Origin of the sequence: Patiriisocius sp. Uisw_047, from assembly GCF_047730165.1 — a bacterium.
Lineage (GTDB): Bacteria > Bacteroidota > Bacteroidia > Flavobacteriales > Flavobacteriaceae > Patiriisocius.
Genome location: NZ_CP159834.1, coordinates 2,164,497 through 2,186,044 on the forward strand (window position 1 = coordinate 2,164,497; position 21,548 = coordinate 2,186,044).

The 21,548-nt window shown below is 38.9% G+C and carries 17 protein-coding genes; 8 read left to right on the forward strand and 9 right to left on the reverse strand.

The genetic code is table 11. From position 1 onward, the window contains the following. Positions 1-58 precede the first annotated feature (58 nt). The 4 genes from ABXT71_RS09415 (at position 59) to ABXT71_RS09430 (ending at position 3,718) form a co-directional block, all read left to right on the forward strand. Positions 59-1,285 (forward strand): Nramp family divalent metal transporter, encoded by a 1,227-nt coding sequence (locus tag ABXT71_RS09415; RefSeq protein ID WP_415371070.1) that lies wholly within the window; start codon positions 59-61, stop codon positions 1,283-1,285. Between the two features lie 149 nt (positions 1,286-1,434). Further along, positions 1,435-2,163 carry a LamB/YcsF family protein gene (locus ABXT71_RS09420; RefSeq protein ID WP_415371071.1) on the forward strand — a complete coding sequence of 243 codons (729 nt, stop codon included), beginning with the start codon at positions 1,435-1,437 and terminating at the stop codon, positions 2,161-2,163. Continuing rightward, positions 2,160-2,876, forward strand: a complete 717-nt coding sequence (pxpB, locus tag ABXT71_RS09425; protein ID WP_415371072.1) for a 5-oxoprolinase subunit PxpB — start codon at positions 2,160-2,162, stop codon at positions 2,874-2,876. Before ABXT71_RS09420 ends, pxpB begins: the two co-directional genes overlap by 4 nt. Further along, positions 2,873-3,718 (forward strand): biotin-dependent carboxyltransferase family protein, encoded by an 846-nt coding sequence (locus tag ABXT71_RS09430; RefSeq protein WP_415371073.1) that lies wholly within the window; start codon positions 2,873-2,875, stop codon positions 3,716-3,718. The genes pxpB and ABXT71_RS09430 overlap by 4 nt, the downstream gene beginning before the upstream one ends. 95 nt (positions 3,719-3,813) lie before the next feature. Here ABXT71_RS09430 and ABXT71_RS09435 read toward each other — a convergent pair whose 3' ends face one another. The 3 genes from ABXT71_RS09435 to ABXT71_RS09445 form a co-directional block, all read right to left on the reverse strand. After that, a complete protein-coding gene (locus ABXT71_RS09435) occupies positions 3,814-4,518 on the reverse strand; it encodes an RluA family pseudouridine synthase (RefSeq protein WP_415373092.1) in 705 nt (234 codons plus the stop codon). A 120-nt stretch (positions 4,519-4,638) separates the two neighbouring features. Next, entirely contained in the window at positions 4,639-5,457 is an 819-nt protein-coding gene (gene panB / locus ABXT71_RS09440) for a 3-methyl-2-oxobutanoate hydroxymethyltransferase (protein WP_415371074.1), read from the reverse strand. 670 nt (positions 5,458-6,127) lie between these two features. After that, positions 6,128-7,552: an L-serine ammonia-lyase gene (locus tag ABXT71_RS09445; protein WP_415371075.1), complete on the reverse strand. Its 1,425-nt coding sequence runs from the start codon at positions 7,550-7,552 to the stop codon at positions 6,128-6,130. A 311-nt stretch (positions 7,553-7,863) separates the two neighbouring features. Here ABXT71_RS09445 and ABXT71_RS09450 point away from each other — a divergent pair, with 311 nt between their 5' ends. Continuing rightward, positions 7,864-9,204, forward strand: coding sequence for an alanine/glycine:cation symporter family protein (locus ABXT71_RS09450; RefSeq protein WP_415373093.1), 1,341 nt, complete (start codon positions 7,864-7,866; stop codon positions 9,202-9,204). Between the two features lie 214 nt (positions 9,205-9,418). Here ABXT71_RS09450 and dinB read toward each other — a convergent pair whose 3' ends face one another. The 6 genes from dinB to ABXT71_RS09480 form a co-directional block, all read right to left on the reverse strand. Then, on the reverse strand, positions 9,419-10,636 hold the full coding sequence (gene dinB / locus ABXT71_RS09455; protein ID WP_415371076.1) for a DNA polymerase IV: 1,218 nt from the start codon (positions 10,634-10,636) through the stop codon (positions 9,419-9,421). Between the two features lie 6 nt (positions 10,637-10,642). Next, on the reverse strand, positions 10,643-13,696 hold the full coding sequence (locus ABXT71_RS09460) for a DNA polymerase III subunit alpha (protein ID WP_415371077.1): 3,054 nt from the start codon (positions 13,694-13,696) through the stop codon (positions 10,643-10,645). A 583-nt stretch (positions 13,697-14,279) separates the two neighbouring features. Then, the gene (locus ABXT71_RS09465) at positions 14,280-15,092 is read right to left on the reverse strand and encodes a TrmH family RNA methyltransferase (protein ID WP_415371078.1); all 813 of its coding nucleotides are present in this window, start codon (positions 15,090-15,092) and stop codon (positions 14,280-14,282) included. Between the two features lie 152 nt (positions 15,093-15,244). Then, complete coding sequence (locus ABXT71_RS09470; RefSeq protein WP_415371079.1) at positions 15,245-15,835, reverse strand: hypothetical protein; 591 nt, start codon at positions 15,833-15,835, stop codon at positions 15,245-15,247. A gap of 289 nt (positions 15,836-16,124) precedes the next feature. Beyond that, the gene (gene pepT / locus ABXT71_RS09475; RefSeq protein ID WP_415371080.1) at positions 16,125-17,360 is read right to left on the reverse strand and encodes a peptidase T; all 1,236 of its coding nucleotides are present in this window, start codon (positions 17,358-17,360) and stop codon (positions 16,125-16,127) included. 167 nt (positions 17,361-17,527) lie between these two features. After that, complete coding sequence (locus tag ABXT71_RS09480) at positions 17,528-18,715, reverse strand: MFS transporter (RefSeq protein WP_415373094.1); 1,188 nt, start codon at positions 18,713-18,715, stop codon at positions 17,528-17,530. 197 nt (positions 18,716-18,912) lie between these two features. Here ABXT71_RS09480 and ABXT71_RS09485 point away from each other — a divergent pair, with 197 nt between their 5' ends. From ABXT71_RS09485 to ABXT71_RS09495, 3 genes are all read left to right on the forward strand, one after another. Then, on the forward strand, positions 18,913-19,944 hold the full coding sequence (locus ABXT71_RS09485; RefSeq protein WP_415371081.1) for a quinone-dependent dihydroorotate dehydrogenase: 1,032 nt from the start codon (positions 18,913-18,915) through the stop codon (positions 19,942-19,944). A 4-nt stretch (positions 19,945-19,948) separates the two neighbouring features. Then, positions 19,949-20,596 (forward strand): LysE family translocator, encoded by a 648-nt coding sequence (locus ABXT71_RS09490; RefSeq protein WP_415371082.1) that lies wholly within the window; start codon positions 19,949-19,951, stop codon positions 20,594-20,596. Between the two features lie 66 nt (positions 20,597-20,662). Further along, a complete protein-coding gene (locus ABXT71_RS09495) occupies positions 20,663-21,526 on the forward strand; it encodes a hydroxymethylglutaryl-CoA lyase (protein WP_415371083.1) in 864 nt (287 codons plus the stop codon). Positions 21,527-21,548 lie beyond the last annotated feature (22 nt).

Below are 21,548 nucleotides of genomic sequence, written 5' to 3' on the forward strand. Positions count from 1 at the left end.
ACTTCCGCTACACTCAGTGCAGCGCTTATTTCTTTAAACTTTAGGCACTTTTATACATATGATAAACCCACTTAAAAACATAGGACCAGGCACACTCGTTGCAGCAGCATTTATAGGCCCTGGGACGGTCACGGTTTGCACGATTGCGGGTGTAGAATTCGGCTTTACCTTACTCTGGGCAATGGCGCTTTCTATCGTAGCGACAATCGTCCTGCAAGAGATGGCGGCACGTTTAGGTATCGTTACTCAAAAGGGTTTGGCAGAAACTATTACTGCTGAAATATCAAACAAATGGCTAAGAGGTGCTGCTATTTTATTAATCGTCTCGGCGATTTTGATTGGGAATGCGGCCTATGAAGCTGGTAATATTAGTGGTGGTGCTTTGGGCTTGGCTTCGGTGCTTTCCACATCTGTATTGGAGATGGGCACGGTGAGTTTTCCATTTATTCCTGCGCTGATTGGGGTGGTGGCTTTTGTTGTATTGTACTTCGGAAATTATAAAACCATCGAGCGCTTTCTGGTCGCATTAGTAATTGTGATGAGCCTCTCGTTTCTTATAGCAGCCGTATTAACACAACCTGACATTTCCGAAGTCTTAAAAGGACTTTTTATACCAAGCATTCCTGACGAATCTTTATTGCTTATTGTAGGATTGATAGGGACAACCGTGGTACCGTATAATCTGTTTTTGCACGCATCACTCGTTAAAGAGCGATGGAAGGATGTGGGCGATCTTAAAAAGGCGAGAAGCGATGTGTATGTTTCTATTGTGTTGGGCGGACTCGTCTCTATGGGGATTATTGTGTGTGGTGCGGCAATACAGCAAGGTGAAATAACAAACGCCGCAGATCTAGCAAAAGGACTCGAACCTTTGTTCGGCTCTTACGCGAAGTACTTCTTGAGTTTGGGCTTGTTTGCAGCGGGGATTACCTCTGCAATTACGGCACCATTGGCTGCGGCTTATGTAGCACGAGGTTGCTTTGGTTGGGAAGATTCTATAAAGTCTTCTAAGTTTAAAGCGGTTTGGATTGCGATACTCTTAATTGGTGTTGTGTTTTCTTCTGTAGGTTTTAAGTCGATAGAAGTGATAAAGTTCGCACAATTTGCTAATGGATTATTACTACCTATCGTTGCAATTTTCTTACTATGGATAGTCAATAAAAAATCTGTTTTAGGAAATTACAGAAACTCAAAATTGCAGAACATACTCGGTGTTATTATTGTGATAGCGACCATTGGCTTAGGTTTGAGAGGGCTATTAAAAGTTTTTGGTGTCTTATCATAAGAAGTAATAGGTCAATACTTCTTTTTCTGTGGGACATTATAATCTTTCACACATCTCAGTTAAATAATTATAATACAGAGCAATAGAAGAAACAAAAGACTTCAGATTATTAAAGAGATATTTTTTTAATCAATTAAGAATAGTAGAGAGTGAAAATAATCAACATCAACGCAGATTTAGGAGAAGGCACAGGAAATGACAAAGCGTTGATGCCTATGATTGCCAGTTGTTCTATAGCTTGTGGTGGTCATTACGGTGATGAAAATACAATGAGAACGGCGCTGCGATTGGCTAAGAAATACAACGTAAAAGTAGGGGCACATCCTTCATTTCCGGACCTAGAAAACTTTGGGCGTGAAAAACTCACCTTGACAAAAGACGAATTACGAAGCACTGTCTATGAGCAAATAATGAGACTAGCCACAATTTGTGACGAAGAAGACATCCCTTTGCATCACGTAAAACCACACGGTGCCTTATACAATTATGCCGCCATAGATGCAGCCACGGCAGATGCTATAGTAGAAGCCATCTTAGATACAAAATTACGACCGAAACTTTATACACAACACGATTCTATTATCTACCATAAAGCGAAAAATTTGTTACCTGTAGTGCCCGAAGCTTTTATTGATAGAGGATACTCCCCAGACTTAAAATTAAAATCAAGAAGTGAGGAAGGCGCGGTAATCACTTCGCCAGAAGAGGCTTGGGAGCAATTAATAGGGTTTGTAGAGAATAACAAAGTAAGGACAGCGGCTGGCGATAAAGCCATCATTGCAGAAACGTTCTGCTTACATAGCGATCACGATAATGCAGTAGAAATACTTAGGTATCTAAAACAAAAACTAACCGAATTAAACTACCGCATAGAATGAATGTAAAGATTCGGCAATATGGCGAAAACGGGATACTAATAGATTGGCCTGCGGTTGTTGATGCGCATACGCTTCAGATAATTCTAAATGTCAATGTTGCCATTCAAGACACTTTTTCTGAAGTACTTATAGAAACCGTAATCACATATCATACGATCGCCGTTTACCTTAAAGAAACAGCTTCTGTATCTCTTTGTTTAAAGCAGTTACACGCCTTTGTTAAAACTGATATGGCGAAAATGGATGCAGTAAAGCGTGTCATTTATATTCCAGTTTGTTACGAAAATCATTTTGCTTTAGATATGGCCTTAGTTGCGGAGAAAAACAAACTAACAAGCAACGAGATCATAGCCTTGCACACAGCTTCTGCTTACCCTATATGCTTTCTCGGATTTCTACCGGGATTCCCATATTTAGCAGGATTAGATAAAAAGCTTCACACGCCTAGACTAGAAACACCTCGATTACGAATAGCTGCGGGTTCTGTAGGTATAGGAGGGAGTCAAACAGGAATATATCCAAGCAACTCGCCAGGCGGATGGAATATTATAGGTAAAACACCATTAGAGTTATTTAATGTCACTAAGAACCCTCCTAATCTGCTAAAGGCAGGTGATCACATACAGTTTGAGTCTATCACCATAGTAGCATTTGAAAAAATTAAATCTGAAATCAAATCTGGAGCGTTTCAGCTAAAATTCTCTTCGCTATGATACACGTGCTAAAAGCAGGATTATGGACGAGTATTCAGGACCGGGGTAGATATGGGTATCGCTCGATTGGGGTGCCATTAAGTGGTGCGATGGACCTCCACAGTGCGCATCTTGCCAATAAACTCGTTGGGAACCCGATCACCGCGGCAATTTTAGAGTTTACCGCGATGGGACCAGAATTACAATTTGACAAAGAAGCGGTTATCGCAATCACTGGAGCGACATTCGGAATTTTTGTAAATAATGAAGAACAGTGCATAAATACGATAATCCATATTAAAGAAGGTGATTGCATAAAATTCACGCCACCCAAAAAGGGATGGAGAGGCTATCTTGCAATTCAAGGAGGTTTAGATTCTGAAGTTGTCTTAGGAAGCAAAAGTATGTATCTCGGTATTACAGAAAAGATAAGAATTGAAAAAGGAGCTATCTTAAATTTCAGTACTATTTCGCAACTATTAAAGGCTAAAGATAAGGTGTTAAAACCACTAGGTTTTGACTCAGAATTTATCGATGTTTTTAAAGGTCCAGAGTATGAAATACTGGATGATAAAACGAAGGAAAATTTAATAAATAATAACTTCAAAGTGCATCAAAATAGCAACCGAATGGCCATTCAAATCGATGGGCTAGGGGAGGTGAAATTTGATGATATTCTAACGGTTCCTGTGCAGCCAGGAACGGTGCAAATTACCCCCTCAGGGAAGCTTCTTATTTTGATGAGAGATGCTCAAACTACGGGAGGTTATCCACGTGTTTTTCAGCTAACGAATGATGCTGTAAATAAGCTAGCTCAAAAACGTCCCAATGACAAGATTGTCTTTAGAATAACAGCAATCTAGCGCTACGTGATAGTTTAGTCTAATCTAAAAATATAATCTAAATTAATTATATTCAGGTTGTTATGTCGTTTAAGTAAAGTGTAGATTTATGCTTTCTATTTAGAGCAAATGTTCCAAATAACTTCATCAGGAGTTGGTGCAATGATAGTCATTTCTTCCTTTTTTACAGGATGTGTGAAGGTTATTTTACGTGCATGAAGATGTATGCTTCCGTCTTTATTACTTCTGTCAAAACCATATTTTAAGTCTCCTTTGATTGGGCAATTAATGGCGGCAAGTTGTGATCTAATTTGATGGTGTCTTCCAGTCTCAAGATCGATAGAAAGTAGGTAGTAGTTATCAAGTTTTTTGATTACCTCATAATGCAAAATCGCCTGCTTGCTTTCGGGTACTTCTTTGGGGTATGCATAGCTCTTATTTTGCTTCGGATTACGCTTTAAAAAATGAACCAAAGTGTCCTTGTTTTTAGGTGGCTTTTCCTTAACTACAGCCCAGTATGTTTTCTTAGTTTCTCGCGCCGCAAAAGCAGCATTTAATCTAGGTAATGCTTTTGAGGTTCGTGCAAAAATGATAACGCCACTTGTGGGTCTATCAAGTCTATGCACCACACCTAAGTAAACTGCGCCAGGTTTGTTATGTTTATCTGCAATGTAGCTCTTGCCAATCTCGACCAGTGGAGTATCACCTGTCTTGTCCCCTTGAACTAGGTCTCCAGGACGCTTATTAACTACTAAAAGGTGGTTGTCTTCAAGAAGTACTTGAAGATTGTTCTTATCGCTATGCGGGGCTTTCTGGTTTATAATGTGAAGTTTAGAAATGGGTAGGTTGATGAGTCGTTTATTTATTAGCCTAGTAAGACATAATGCAACAGCTACAGATTACTTATTTACGCTGCGCACTGCTACTATAAATTCGTACTGTTAGTATTGTTCCTTATCACTAGGGAAATCACCGCTTTTAACATCATCTATATAATTGTTAAACGCTTTAGTCATTTCAGTGTACAAATCTAAATAACGTCTTAAGAAACGTGGGTTAAATTCGTGTGTCATTCCTATCATATCGTGTGTTACAAGTACTTGACCGTCTACACCGTTACCTGCGCCAATTCCAATAATGGGTATTGTCAAGCTCTTTGCAACTTCTTCTGCTAATTTTGCAGGAACTTTTTCTAGTACAATGGCAAAACATCCTGCTCTCTCAAGAAGTAAAGCATCTTCTTTTAATTTTTCAGCTTCTTCATCTTCTTTCGCCCTTACTGTATAAGTTCCAAATTTATAAATGCTCTGAGGTGTCAATCCTAGGTGACCCATAACAGGTATGCCTGCATTTAAGATACGTTTTATAGATTCTTTAATTTCTCTTCCACCTTCTACTTTTACAGCGTGACCGCCGCTCTCTTTCATAATTCTAATGGCAGAACGCAATGCTTCTTTTGGATCACTCTGGTAGCTCCCAAAAGGAATGTCTACCACAACTAAACCTCGAGTAATAGCGCGCACTACAGAAGAGGCGTGGTAAATCATTTGATCTAGCGTAATAGGCAATGTAGTCTCATGACCAGCCATCACATTTGAAGCAGAATCGCCTACCAGAATAACATCTACTCCAGCGCCATCTACGATTTTTGCCATCGTAAAATCATATGCTGTTAACATAGAGATTTTCTCTCCACGTTTTTTCATATCGACCAAGGTCTTAACCGTGATACGCTTGTATTCTTTTTTTGCTACTGACATCAATATATTTTTATTTTGTAAAAGTACTAAATTTGAAACTCTAATCTTTTACTTCGGAAATATGAAAACGTTTCAAATAGTATTATTTTTATTAATGTCGGTAGTTGGTTTCTCACAGGCTTCACTTTCTGAAGAAAACGCAAAACAATATATAGACGTTTTTTTTTGATGGTTTCCATAAGCAGGATACGGTCAAAATGTGCAGTGTGATGGTGAATATCATCAATATCTACACAGCTTATAAGTCTAAAATTGACGGAGATAAAGTATCACTTTACAATGGTGTGGACTTTTAAAAATGGTCGTGAGTCACGAATAAGGGTTTGTATGGGAAGAACGATTATTAGACTACAAAATAAATTATAGATGGAAATCTCGCTTCTGCATGTACGCCTCATCAATTCTACATAAATGTTGAGTTATCACACTGTGGTGCAAATATTTTACACTAGTGGGCACAAACGATGGTTGTAAAATTATGACGGTAGTAGATTCTCGCAGAGTTAAATGTGACAGGTAGTATCAATTTTAATAAAAAGACTATATTTCTTCCAATTTGGTGTAAAAGACTGATGGATTAATTAGTGGTCATCTGTGATTAAATGCCTTCCTAAGTCGTATCCGTGACTTGTCTTTATTTAAAATTTTTAGACTATCCTACATCCTATTCCTAGCAATCACTCATATTCACTTGAACAGCAAGACCTCCTTGGCTGGTCTCTTTGTATTTGGTGGTCATGTCTTTTGCAGTTTCCCACATAGTAGCGATTACTTTGTCTAATGGGATTTTTACGTCATTAGGGTCTCGATCAAGGGCCATCTCGCAGGCATTTATGGCTTTTATCGCTCCCATTGCATTACGTTCTATACAGGGTATTTGCACTAATCCACCTATAGGGTCACAAGTGAGACCAAGGTGATGTTCCATCGCTATTTCTGCAGCAATTAAAACTTGTGCTGGAGTTCCTCCCATTAATTCTGTTAATGCTCCGGCTGCCATCGCAGAACTAACACCTATTTCTGCTTGACATCCGCCCATAGCGGCACTTATGGTCGCGTTCTTTTTGAATAAGCTGCCTATTTCTCCAGACACCAATAAGAATTTTTTTACATCTTGAAAGTCCCCGTCATGATTTTCAATAACTAAATAATACATTAATACCGCCGGGATAACACCAGCACTTCCGTTGGTAGGTGCCGTAACTACACGGCCAAGCGATGCATTAACTTCATTAACTGCTAAGGCAAAACACGTAACCCATTTTAAGATTTGTCTAAACTTAACTTCCGTATCGCGAATGGCTTCTATCCATTCGTATTTATCAGAATAAGGTTTTGTTCCTTGTAAGGATTTATGTGTGTCAAAAGCTCTTCTACGCACGTTGAGACCTCCTGGGAGAATACCCTCTGTGTGACAGCCTACATACATAGAGTCTAACATAACATCCCAAATTGCTTTTAACTTCGCGTCAATTCTATCTGGATCTCGTAGCGAAAGTTCATTTTTTAAGACCAGTTCACTAACTGTTATGTTTTCTAAGGTACAATACTCAATAATCTCCGTGGCTTTCTCAATAGGATAAGGAAAATTATTAAATTTTTCTATCTGTAGCTTCTTCCTTGCCCGCTCTTTTTGCACTACAAAGCCACCTCCAATAGAGTAGTAGGTATCCCTTGTTTTTTTACCATTACGCAAGGTGGCCTCAAACTTGATTCCATTAGGGTGAAAGTTTAAAAATGTTCTATTAAATGTTATGTTTTCTGAAAAATTAAAGGCGATGTCTTTCTCATTATTTAATTTGAGAACCCCCTTTGTTTTAAGTGCATCAATAGCGGGTTGAATGGAATCAATAGCAACCGTCACGGGATCTGTACCCATAAGCCCCATGATAATCGCAATATCTGTTGCGTGCCCTTTTCCAGTTAGTGATATGGAGCCATATAGATTGACTTGTACACTCGCTACACTAGTGAATTGCTCACGCAGCTGTAGTTTTTTAATCCACATCTGCGCGGCGCGCCATGGGCCTAGTGTGTGTGAGCTTGAAGGTCCCACACCTATACTTAACATGTCAAAGACTGAGATACTTTCCATTAAGGAGAATGGTTTAATGATTTGAAAAGTAAATGTAATGAAATGTTCTCTGGATACTCAAAGAGAAACTAGAAATTACGACTCCTTTGTACCATTAGATCTCTAAAAGTTATTCTCATACTGGTAGTGCTTTTTAAAATTGTTCAAGGGGTAATTCAATCCAACAATGCAGACATCTTTTTTATAGAAGTGCAAAAAAAAACGATTACTGTAAGTCTTAATATTTCAGTTACTTTTAACGGATTAGAAAATAGTTTTTAATCCTAAAAATTTAGGCCTTGTTAAAAAATATAGATTCTTTTATTTCTGAAATGGCTTCATTTGCTTGGGGTTTACCCTTATTAATTTTATTAATAGGAGGAGGGCTAGGGTTGCTGTTTTATATCCGGTTTTTACCTTTTAGGTATCTAGGTCATGCCATAGCGGTTTTAAGAGGGAAGTATGATAATGAGGCAGATGCAGGAGAGATTAGTCATTTTCAAGCCTTAACTATGGCGCTGTCTGCAACCATAGGGATGGGTAATGTTGCAGGAGTTGCAGTAGCGATATCTATAGGTGGGCCAGGAGCTGTTTTTTGGATGTGGGTGAGTGCTGTTATCGGGATGTCTACTAAGTTTTTCACAGGGACATTGGCTGTTTTATATAGAGGGAAGGACGATAACGGAGACGTGCAAGGTGGCCCTATGTATGTTATTACAGAGGGGTTAGGGAAACGATGGAGGCCCTTAGCTATATTTTTTAGTACGGCAGGATTAATAGGTGCGCTGCCCGTTTTTAATGTGAACCAACTTACCCAAGCCTTAAATGATATTGTTATTGAACCCTTAGGATGGTATAGTGGATTTCAGAGTAACTTAATCATTGGCGTGGTACTCGCTATAATTACGGCGGTGGTTATTTTGGGCGGTATTTCACGTATTAGTAGAACAGCAAGTAAACTCGTTCCAGCAATGGTGGTGCTTTATGTGGTAATGATCTTAGTTATTTTAAGTAATTACATGTCAGAATTACCCAAGTATATTTCCTTAATATTTACAGATGCTTTTTCGGCAAACTTTTATGAAGGAGATGCATTTTTAGGCGGTGTTGTAGGTGGTTTGATATTATTAGGAATTAGGCGAGGTGCTTTTTCTAATGAAGCGGGAATAGGTACTGCCCCTATGTCTCACGGTGCGGCTAAAACAAATGAGCCTATTAGAGAAGGCTTAGTAGCGATGCTGGGACCAGCAATTGATACGCTGTTAATATGTACGCTAACGGCACTCGCAATATTAGTAACTGGCGTTTGGCAAGAGTCAAGTGCTAGTGGAGTCACCTTGACCGTAAATGCATTTGAATCTGGAATTTTAATGTATGGTAAATATGCATTATTAGTTTGCATTATTGTTTTTAGTGTGTCTTCATTATTCTCGTACTCATATTATGGCACAAAATGTATGGCCTTTCTTTTTGGGTCTAAATATAAAAAGCTGTATAGCTGTATGTATTTAGGTAGTATTATAGTTGGCGCAACAACATCCTTGAGTATGATGATTAACTTAATAGATACCTTTTTTGCTATGATGGCGATCCCTACTATGTTGAGCACATTTATTTTAGCACCTAAGGTAAAAGCTGCTGCTAAAGTATATTTCAAAAAACTTAAAGGTTAATGGGGTGATTTTTTTAATTTCACTATTCAGAATTACGTTGTATGTCAGTATTTTAAACGCAAAAACGTGAAGATCCAACATCGATACTCAACTAAGTAATGGCAGAGATTCTATCTGTTAAAAGAAGTGGTTTTCGTGTGTATGGCAGACGGAGTAAAAAAAGCACTAAGCCTTTGGGGTGTTGATAGTTTCTAATCTATGTTTTTTAATTAGATTATCTCCTCCTATTAGCCAATAGCGGCGGAGGCTCCCCCGTAAAAGGATTCCATCTGCTGATGCTTTTTGCGCCCATTCCAGCTGCTTTTATGACGGCTCGATCTCCATATTTTTCTCGCATCTTATCCATAGCTTGGTAGAGATTGATGATGTTCTCATTATCATCAAAAAGATCTATCTGTTGCCCACCTTCTACAAGATGGCTAAAACGCACACCTACTAATCGCACTAATTGTCTTCGTTGATATAGGTTTTTATATAAGTCCATCACAATAGGAATAATCTTATGATCTGCAGCAGAGTAGGGGATACGACGTTGTTGTGTATAGGTCTGGAAGTCTGTGTATCTAATTTTAAACGTCACACATGCCGTTAGCTTATGACCACGCCGCAGTTGATACACTAGGTTTTCTGCCATCGCGATGATAATGCTTTCTAGCTTTTTAATGTCTGTTGTATCACGGTCAAAGGTGCGCTCTGTCGAGATGGATTTTCGCTCTGTGTATTGTACCACGGGCGAGGTGTCAATCCCATTTGCTTTTTGCCAAATGCTTTGCCCGTTTTTACCAAAAACCTTGCCCATCATTTCCATAGGCATTTCCTGTATGGTCTTTATTTGCTTGATGCCCAGATCGCATAAAGAACGATAGGTCACTTCGCCCACCATGGGTATTTTACGTACAGAAAGTGGTGCTAAAAAAGGTTTTTCAAAGCCTTTGTCAATTTTCAATTTATTGTTGGGTTTTGCTTCTCCCGTGGCAATTTTTGATACTGTTTTGTTTTCTGAAAGTCCAAACGAGATAGGGAGCCCTGTTTCATTCATAATCCGGTCCCTAATCTCAGAACCCAATTTAAAACTTCCGAAGAACTTATCCATTCCTGTAAGATCAATATAAAACTCATCTACCGAAGTTTTCTCATACAGCGGCACACTTTCTTTAATTACTTCCGTGACTTCGTTAGAAAACTTAGAATAGATGCCAGAATTACCACGCACTACTATCGCCTCAGGACATAGCTGTCGTGCCAAGCGCATAGGCATAGCGCTATGAATCCCAAAGGCCCGCGCCTCATAACTACAGGCTGCTACTACGCCACGATCGCTGGTGCCACCTATAAGTACGGGCAGACCATTAAGTTTACTGTCCATTCTCCGCTCGCAAGAGACAAAAAAGGTATCAAGGTCCATATGGATGATGTTTCGGGATTGTGACATTATTAGTTATTCTACTGGAGCCTTAGCTGGATGTGTTTTTCTATTATAATTTTTTACGTTATTTATTTTTAATGACTCATCACTATACCTTGGATCCTGTATAATCGCGCAATGCTCCATCTTAATAACCTCTATTGTAATGCAGTCAAATTCTTCCATCACTGTTCCTGTAATCGTATAGATACCTCTGCCTCTAAATTTATATTTGGCCGCTACCGGAGGGAAGTGCACAGTGTCAACAAAATACCCGTCTCGATCTAGAAAATTTCCGAAGTACATTTGCTTACGGTTTGACGTTGTGGTACGCTTTGTAGTCACTAGATAGCCCTCTATTGTTACAATCTTACCTATGCGCTTTTCTAAGTGTTTTGCACGTAAGGCGTTTTGGGGATTTTCTTGTAACAAGCTAAACGGGTTACACAAAGGATAGCCCAATAACTCCATCTCATCAAAGGCATCTTCTTGCTCGGTGTTAGGGAGGTCTGGGGTTTTATAATTTATTTTTTCGGTCTTAAATAAGGTGGGTTTGTGTGCCTCAAAGGTGACTTTGTTTATTTTCATATAAGCCTCCCAGAGCAGTTCACGCTTATTACGATTGGTAAATCTAAATGCATTTATTTTTATTAAGATTGCCACTTGCTCCATTGAGATAGGGACGCGTTCTATAAAATGATCAAGGCTCTCATATATACCATTCTTCACGCGCTCTTTACTAATTGTGTCTATAGTATTTGATTCTAAGGCGTGCAGGAAACCAAAACCCAAATAAATAGAGGTACCCTTTATGTAACTAAGTGTATAACTCGTGTTAATACAAGGGGAGAGGATGGTTGCACCGTGCATACGAGCTTCGTGCACGTATTGTTCTGGACGGTAAAAACCACCACCATTATTAAGGGTTGCCACCATGTATTCTAAAGGGAAATAGGCTTTTAAAAACAGGCTTTGGTAGCTTTCTACAGCATAAGACGCGGAGTGCCCTTTTGCAAAAGCGTAACCTGCAAAGCTTTCTGTCTGTCGCCATACTTCGGTTATGAGTGCTTCCGGTTTTCCTGCGTCACGACAGTTTTCAAAAAAACGATCTTTTACTTTATCAAATTCTTCACGAGATCTAAATTTACCACTCATACCGCGTCGTAACATATCTGCCTCGCCTAGCGTAAGCCCACCAAAGTAATGCGCTACTTTAATCACATCTTCTTGATAGACCATCACGCCATAGGTTTCTGGCATAATATCTAGCAACACGGGATGTGCTTCTTTGCGACGTTCGGGAAAACGATACCGTAAAATATACTCCCGCATCATTCCAGATTTTGCAACTCCGGGTCTTATGACAGAACTTGCGGCTACTAACCCCAAGTAGTTATCTACTTGCAATTTGCGCATTAGCATACGCATCGCGGGCGACTCTACATAAAAACAACCGATGGCTTTTGCATTGCGCAACAGGTCTTTTATACGTTCATCTTTTTTAAACCGTGCGATATCATGAATGTCAAAATCTGCTGCTGCTGGCTGGTTGTGTTTTATAATCTGGACCGCATCTTTAATCTTACCAAGCCCGCGCTGGCTAAGAATGTCAAATTTGTACAGTCCGATGTCTTCTGCCACGACCATATCAAACTGGGTAGTAGCAAAACCTTTAGGCGGCATAAAAGTAGCCGTATAATTGTGTATGGGTTTCTGGCTAATGAGAATACCACTAGCGTGAATACCCAGATAATTAGGAAACCCTTGTATGAGCTGGCTATACTGCACCACAAATTGGGAGAGTTTATCCAGCGCCTTATAACTGTAGTTTCCTTTTGAGAGCATGTCTATTTCTGCTTTGGGCAGCCCAAAAACTTTTCCTAATTCTCGTACAGAAGCTTTATGCTTAAAAGTATTGTACACCGAAATAAGCGCCGTGTTTTTAAAGCGTTTAAAAATAAACTGAGTGATATCATCTCGATCTCTCCAAGAGAAATCAATGTCAAAGTCTGGTGGATTTTTACGATACAGATTGATAAAACGCTCAAAGTACAAATCGAGCTCAATAGGATCTACATCAGTAATTCTTAATAAATAAGCGACCACACTATTGGCTCCGCTACCACGCCCTACATAGAAATGCCCTTTGCTACGTGCATATTTTAAAATCTTCCAATTGATAAGAAAATAGGACACAAAATTCTGCAACTGAATAATCTCTAATTCTTTTTCAATACGTTTTAAAACCCGTTCGCCGGGACGCTTATACCGATAATGAATACCAGCGTAGGTAAGTTTACGCAAGAGTTTATTGTCTAGCTGCTCATTAGCAGTGTAGGAGCGTTGGTTGTTTGGTTTCTTACCGATAAAATCAAAAGTTACATTGCATTGCTTCAATAACCGTTCGCTATTTTGAAGTAATTCTGGAAAGGCCGCAAAGGCGGTTTCTAACGCTTTTACCGTGCATAATAAATCTTTTGGGTTTCCTACTTCTGTGTCAGGCAGTTTACTTAATAAGGTGTTATTGTCAATGGCACGGAGGAGGCGATGTGTATTAAACCCTTTTTTATTGATAAAGGTTACGGTTTGTAAGGCTACTAATTTATCTCGTTTTTTTGTCCACGATGTGTTTGATTTTGGACGTAATAAGAAGATTAAGCGATTCACATCTTTAGGCTGCACGCCTATATATTCATTGTCTTCTAATGGGTGTCCATCGTAGCTGTCAAAAGGATAAATAACGAAAGTGTGCTTTAATTGCGGTGCTCTTTCAGGTACTGCTAGTATTGAAGTGGTGCCTGCCTCATGTAAGAACTGTGAGAGATATACATTGCAATTTTTAAAGCCGGTATTATTTTTTGCTAGCATAATAAAGTGCTGCTGTGCGCCTTTTCTAAAATCAATACCGAGTACAGGTGTACAGTTATATTTGGGTGCTAATCGCAATACTTCAAGGCAAGCAGAAGTGTTGTTTATATCTGTCAAGGCAAACCTGCTCACGCCCAACTTCTGGAAATACTCCAGTACATCACGGGGAGCGATGGTGCCGTAGCGCAGGCTGAAGTAGGTGTGAGTGTTGAGGTACAAATTTTAGTAGTATGTAATTAGTAATTAGCATTGCGTTGTTTTTTACAGCCTATAATCATTACTGTTTTTATAGTTGTTTTACCTTCTCTATGTTAGAGGCGAAAGGTATCTCATTCGTGTTTTTAGGATTCGTGTTTGATATTTTTCAGTTCAAAAATCCACAATCCACAATCGTTAATCATTTTCCACTTCATCATTCATTATTCTGTAGTTCGATATTCCTTGAGTTCAAAAAACCTTTCATCTCCAATCATTTTTTTCTTAGGTTTAATAACAGGTCCTTTATTCGTTGCGCAATTTTGTGTCGTTTTCATAAGTGGAAGATTTTTATTAGGAATAAATCCAAAAGTATGGAATATTTCCTAATCAAATAAAATAAGTTATCAACAGCGGTTGTATACTAACTCATATTTTTATTAATAAATTATCAAAATTTGGAAGTGGGGAGAAGGAAGTTTTAGGGTAATCCTAATCATCATTTAATATTCTGTAATTCGATATTTGATGTTTTTTTTTTCACTTCAGCAATCAAAAACCCACAATCTCCAATCGTTACTCTTTTTTAAAATTGTCACTCTTACATCTAAAATCCTCTTTGTCTCTTTGCTTCAAACAATAACACCGCTGCGGCTACAGACACATTAAGACTATCAATCTCGCCTTGCATTGGGATATGGATGTTTGCGGTACTTGCGTCACGCCACTCTTGGCTTAATCCCGTAGCTTCTGTGCCCACCACAATCGCGCAACCTGTAGTAAAGTTTTGCGTATGATACGGTTGCGATTCTTGTAAAATAGCACTGTAAATCGAAATGTCATTTTTCTTAAGAAATGCAATAATGTCTGCGCTGCTCGCCATAGCCACTTGGTTTGTAAATACACATCCTACACTGCTCCGTATGATGTTTGGGTTGTATAAATCTGTTTTAGGGTTTGCGATGAGCACGGCGTCTACATTTGCCGCGTCTGCGGTGCGCAATAGAGCACCTATGTTCCCCGGTTTTTCTGGAGCTTCAGCGATTAATATGAGTGGATTTTGCTTCGGACCTGCCTGTCCGGAAGGCAGGAATTTTAAATCTTGGAGATTCGTGATGCTAGATTTTACTATTGCTAAAACTCCTTCTGTCGTGGCGCGGTACGCTATTTTTTGATAGACCTCAAGCGTCACGCTACTCTTTTCTACGGCGTCATCTATAGTAGATAGCGCATCCATATCTGCAATTTCTGGGCAAAACAGTAAGGTATCAATCTGGTGATTTCCTTTAATGGCTAACGAAATCTCCCGAAGCCCTTCTACAATAAAAAGTCCTTGCTTTTTGCGCGCTCTAGATTTATCTGAAAGCGCAATGATATTTTTAATCAGTGAATTGTTAGGACTAGAGATTTCTTTAATCATAGTGTAAAGATAATTCAATGATTTATTCTTGAGTAGTTATTGTGGATGCTATATGTTATTTGCAACCTATCAATGACTGCACAAAATTGTGAAGACCTTTTTATTATATGATATTCTTCCTGCTTCATCTAGTGCAGCGGTCTTTCTTCTTTTTAGAATCGATATCCAACAGAAACACCACCTCTAAAAAATCCGTCAGGTACATTGTCACCTCCAGCAAAATAGCGTCCACCACCTGCACTTAATTCAAATACAAAGCCGTTGTTACTTACCCATTTTTGACCTACTGCGAGACCTGCGCCTACATTAAACCAATCTTCGTTAGTCACATTGCTTTCAAAAATAGGGTTGTTAGGATCACTATAGTCTTCATAGTAGTTGTAATTTTCATATTCTCCTCCCGCCGCTTGCAACATACCTTCGACAAATAAGCCTCTGGCTCCGTACTCTTTTTTATTTAAAAAGTACTGACGGTAAAAAGGAGTAAATGCAAATTTTTGACCGTATTCAAAATCAATATCATTACTCAGATTAACACTAAGAGCTGCCCCAGCACCAGAATATTTACTAATTACGTACTCATAATTAAATTCTAGCGTAGGAACGAGAAGTGCTTCTGCTGCATCTAAGCGAAGTTCATGTTTCTTTTCTAGAACAGGATTTGCTTCCGGTTCTTCTCCTTGAGCAAAAGCAGTCCCAAAAAGACTCATTGCCACTAGGGCAGTCATTATTAATTTTTTCATAATCGTTGTTGTTAGTTTTTTTTAAGAATAACGTATTTCTTTGAGATGTTATTGTATCAAGGATTGCGCCACTTTCAACGAGTTCTAGGCTCGTGGCAAGCTTAAATAGAATTGAAATCCATACTGTTTAGTAAACAATTAATAATGAGTCAAATACTAAACTGCAATACATTTCTGGATTTAGTAAGAATAGCTACGTTGCATTGTTTAGTTTTTCACCACACATCACTAAATACTTTCTGAATCTCTCGAAGCGTCGGGACAGAATGACAAGGCTTTTACTGAAAACTTATTTCTTAGCTACGATTTGCACGATATTCACAATCACCTCAATCGCTTTCTGCATACTCTCTACGGGTACATACTCAAAACGCCCATGAAAGTTATGGCCTCCGGCAAATATGTTAGGACAAGGCAATCCCATAAAGCTTAGTTGAGAACCGTCAGTTCCTCCTCGTATGGGTTTGATTAATGGCTTAATGCCTGCTTCTTTCATTGCTTGTTCTGCAATATCTACAATATGCATTACGGGCTCTATCTTCTCACGCATATTAAAATACTGATCTTTTATTTCTACAGAAACACGTTCTTCGCCTAATTGTGTATTTAATTCTTCCGTCAGTTTGATCATCATTTCTTTACGTGCTTCAAAGTGGCCCTTATCGTGATCTCTAATAATGTATTGTAATCGTGTACTGTCTACTTCGCCTTTCACGCTATATAAATGAAAAAATCCTTCACGCCCGCTGGTGTGTTCTGGCGTTTCCATTCTTGGTAAGGAGTTAATGTAATCTTGTGCGATGTACATGCTGTTTACCATTTTTCCTTTTGCATATCCTGGGTGTACTATTTTACCTTTGATAGTAACGACCGCGCCTGCAGCATTAAAATTTTCGTATTCAAGTTCGCCCACTTGGCTTCCGTCCATGGTGTATGCCCATTCACAACCAAATTTTGCCACATCAAACTTATGAGCTCCACGACCTATTTCTTCATCTGGCGTAAAACCTACGCGTATTTTTCCGTGTTTGATTTCTGGATGCTGTACAAGGTATTCCATTGCCGAAATAATCTCTGCAATCCCCGCTTTATCATCCGCACCTAGTAAGGTGGTTCCATCTGTGGTAATTAAGGTCTGACCTTTATAAAGCAAAAGATCTTCAAAGTAATCTGGAGAAAGCACTATGTTTTCGGCTTTGTTTAAGACGATGTCTTTCCCGTCATAATTCTCGATGATTTGTGGTTTCACATCTTTTCCCGTAAAATCTGGAGTCGTGTCAAAGTGCGAAACAAACCCTATAGTAGGTACTTCGTGTGCTACATTACTAGGCAAGGTTGCCATTATATAAGCGTTTTCATCAATGGTCACGTCTTCAAGACCTATCTCCTTCAATTCTTTTACAAGCGCATTTGCTAGGTCCCATTGCTTTACAGAACTCGGCGTCGTTTCGCTTTCTGGATCGCTTTCTGTATCTACGATTACATAACTTATAAATCTTTTGATGAGGTCTTGTTTATCTATCATTTTATGAGTGTTTGAAAAAGAATTATTTCTATTTATTCTAAAATTAGAAATCAAAATTAGAGCGCAAATATAATAAATATGAAGGAGCAAGAAGTGCAGTTAATTTCAATTAATAGGAAAAGTCACCTGTTTGAAAACGAGCTACATTGATTCATTTATTTGAATAGCTAGGCCTTTTTTCGATTTTTGAATATTTCAGAAACAAAGTAGAGCAAGCTTATAAACGGTCCTATGGCTAAAATTATAAACATAAACCGAATTCCTAATGCCGAGGCTACCAGTCCCAATAATTCTATACTGATAATCGTGATGGCAAAACCAATACAGGTAACGATGGTGATGGCTGTTCCTTTTAGCGCTGGCGTTGCGCTATTTGCGACTAAGGAGGAAAAGAGGGGAGAGTCACCCACTACAGCAAAGCCCCAAAACAGCATAAATACTATAAATGAGAAAGTGGACTGCGTTGTAAAAAAGTATGGTGACACTACACAGCAAATTAATGAAGCGAGCAAGAATAGGAAGGCTGTTTTTTTAGTTCCGAAGTGTGCGCCTAAGTATCCCGCCGCAATGCAACCTACTGCGCCTGTAGCAATTATTATGAAACTGAATATAGGCAAGTCAAACTCTAATTGAGGCGTCCTGTTAATATAAGTAGTAATGATTAGCGGCACAAATACCCAGAATGCATATAACTCCCACATATGACCAAAGTATCCCAGGGCTGCGACTTTAAAATCACGATCTCTGAATATGATATAGATACTCGTTAATTTTAATTTTTTTCTGGCAGTGCGATAGGGCCCGTTAGGAATGAAGAGCATCATTAAGGCGCCACCAACTAGAGATAATAATGAAATAGCAATAATAACAGATTGCCAAGGCAAGTCTGATGCAATATCTTTTAAAAGATGTGGTAGTGCGGTGCCTAAAACAAGTGCACCTACAAGAAAACCGAGCGCTTTTCCCAGTCCATTTTTATAATAATCTGATGCTATTTTCATTCCTACAGGATAGATGCCTGCTAAAAAGAACCCTGTAAAAAAACGCAATATGAGTAGCGTGCTTAGCGAATTCTCTTCCCATAGTATTCCAGCATTCACAGTAGCGCCAAGTATTGCGCAGGTTAAGAATACGTTACTTGGAGAAAACCGGTCCACAATCGTCAATAAGGCGAAGAGTAATGTTCCCGCAATAAAACCTAATTGTACCATCGTAGTTAACGTCCATAGCGCGCTTTCCACTAATGAGAATCCACGAATGATATCTGTCATTACGCCATTGCCTGCAAACCAAAGGGAAGTACAGAAAAACTGTGCAAAGACAATAACTGGTAGGATGTGAGACTTTGGCTTGATTTGTTATTAAATTTTTGGGTGCTTTCAAAGATATATTGATTTTAGAGAGTGGAACCCGAGTTCTATAAGTTCTTATCGCTTATATGCAGAAACGCTACAATCAATTATACCTCTCTAATAGTGCACCCTAGATATTTCAGAAATCATTCTAGGTAATCGTTTATTCTATCTTATTTTTGCAATACAATAATCAACCTATGTATAAAATCTTACTTCGCCCTTTACTTTTTAAACAAGATCCAGAAAAAGTGCATTATGTTACCTTTAATATGATTCGCCTGGCGAGCCAATGTAAACTGGGGGGGATTTTTAAAAGTTTTTACAAGGTCACAGACAAAAAGTTAGAGCGAAATCTCTTTGGGTTGACATTTCCAAATCCCGTTGGGCTTGCCGCTGGTTTTGATAAAGATGCCAAGTTGTACAAGGAGTTGCATAATTTCGGGTTTGGATTTATTGAGATTGGTACAATTACCCCTAAGCCTCAAGATGGAAATCCAAAGAAGCGTTTATTCCGTTTAAAAGAGGACCAAGCGATTATCAATAGAATGGGTTTTAATAATGGTGGTGTTGTAGAAGCAGTAGAGCGCTTAAAGAAAAATCCTAAACTAGGAGAAAAAGGGCACGTACTTATAGGCGGGAACATCGGGAAAAATAAAGTAACACCTAATGAAAATGCCGTAGATGATTATGTCATCTGCTTTGAGGCGCTGTTTGAGTATGTAGATTATTTTGTGGTTAATGTAAGTTCGCCAAACACGCCTAACCTTCGTGCACTGCAAGACAAAGAACCATTAACGGCGCTATTAAATACATTGCAAGAAAAGAATAATGCAAAAAGCACGAGAAAACCGATACTCTTAAAAATTGCTCCAGATCTTACAGATGAGCAATTGATGGACATTGTAGATATTGTTGCCACCACAAAAATTGATGGAGTAATCGCCACGAATACGACCATATCTCGTGACGGTCTCGTTTCAGAAAACAAAAAAGAAATGGGTGGGATGAGTGGAAAACCACTTGGTAAGCGCTCCACAGCGGTCATAAAGTTTTTAGCAGACCACAGCAATCGTGGGTTCCCAATTATTGGTGTAGGTGGTATTCATACTGCAGAAGACGCGCTAGAGAAAATAGAAGCAGGTGCGAGTTTAGTTCAATTATACACAGGCTTTATCTATGAAGGGCCAGCGCTTATAGGTCGCATTAATAAGGCAATTTTAGCGCAATAAAACAATGGTCGAAACGCTCTTCTCATTTGCACTCGCAACCATCGCATTAGCAATTTCACCAGGCCCAGACAATATTTATGTACTTACGCAATCACTCACCAATGGAGTGAAAAGTGGTGTCGCAACGACTGCGGGTCTCATTAGCGGGTGCATCGTACACACTTCGCTTTTGGCTTTTGGTATATCGGCAATTATCACTGCTTCGGAAACATTATTTTTTGCGATTAAACTCCTAGGTGCCTTGTACCTTTTCTATTTGGCATTTAAAGTATTTAGAAGCGATAGCCAGATCGTAATCAATAATGAGAGTATTGAAACAGAAACCTTAGCGTCTGCAAAGGATGACACAAAGAAATCCTATTGGGTTTTATTTAAAACAGGTGTGATTATGAACTTGGTGAACCCGAAAGTGATGATTTTTTTCTTGGCTTTCTTTCCTGCCTTTATCTGGGAGCCCGAAGGAAATACCGTATACCAGTTTTATGTTCTAGGAATTACTTTTATGTTGGTCTCTTTTGTGGTGTTCAGCAGTATCGCACTACTAGCAGGAGCGATATCCTCTTATATTAAGAAGTATAGTGCTATAGGTTTGGCTTTAAAATGGTTGCAAATTGTTGTTTTTGTGGGGATTGGGGTTTTTATTCTCCTGTAAATAACTCCTTGTGATTCTGAATTCTGAAAATCTAAATTTTTAATTATAAATTCTATCTTTACGGGAATGCAAAAAGTCAAAATTATAGAATGTCCTCGTGACGCGATGCAAGGCATAAAAGACTGGATCCCTACAGGAAGTAAGGTGCAGTATCTGCAATCCTTATTGCGTTGTGGCTTTGATACTATAGACTTTGGGAGCTTTGTGTCACCAAAAGCAATTCCGCAAATGGTGGATACAGCAGAAGTGTTATCAAAACTTGACTTATCAAAGACGGAGAGTAAACTACTCGCGATTGTTGCAAATGTAAGAGGCGCAGAGAGTGCTTCGAAACATGATGAAATACAGTATTTAGGCTATCCTTTTTCAATTTCAGAGAATTTCCAGATGCGGAATACGCACAAGACAATTGCACAATCTATAGAAACCCTTTCTGAAATTTTAAACATTGCAGATCGCACAAACAAAGAAGTGGTGACCTATCTTTCTATGGGCTTCGGGAATCCTTACGGTGACCCTTGGAATGTTGAGATAGTAGGAGCATGGGCAGAAAAGCTAGCAGCAATGGGTGTGACTATTTTATCACTTAGTGATACCGTAGGAACTTCAGATCCAGAAACCATAGAATACCTCTTTAAAAGCTTAATACCGAAATATCCAAACATCGAGTTTGGTGCACATTTACATACAACCCCTACTGCGTGGCATGAAAAAATGAATGCTGCGTATAAAGCTGGCTGCAGACGTTTTGATGGCGCTATACAAGGCTTTGGAGGTTGCCCAATGGCAAAAGACGAACTCACTGGCAATATGCCAACAGAAAAAATGTTAAGCTATTTTACGGCTGAGAAGGTTGATTGTAATATTAACCCGATGAGTTTTGAAAGTAGTCATAATGAGGCTACTAAGATTTTTACGAAGTATCACTAGCGGTGAAATTGAAATTGAAATC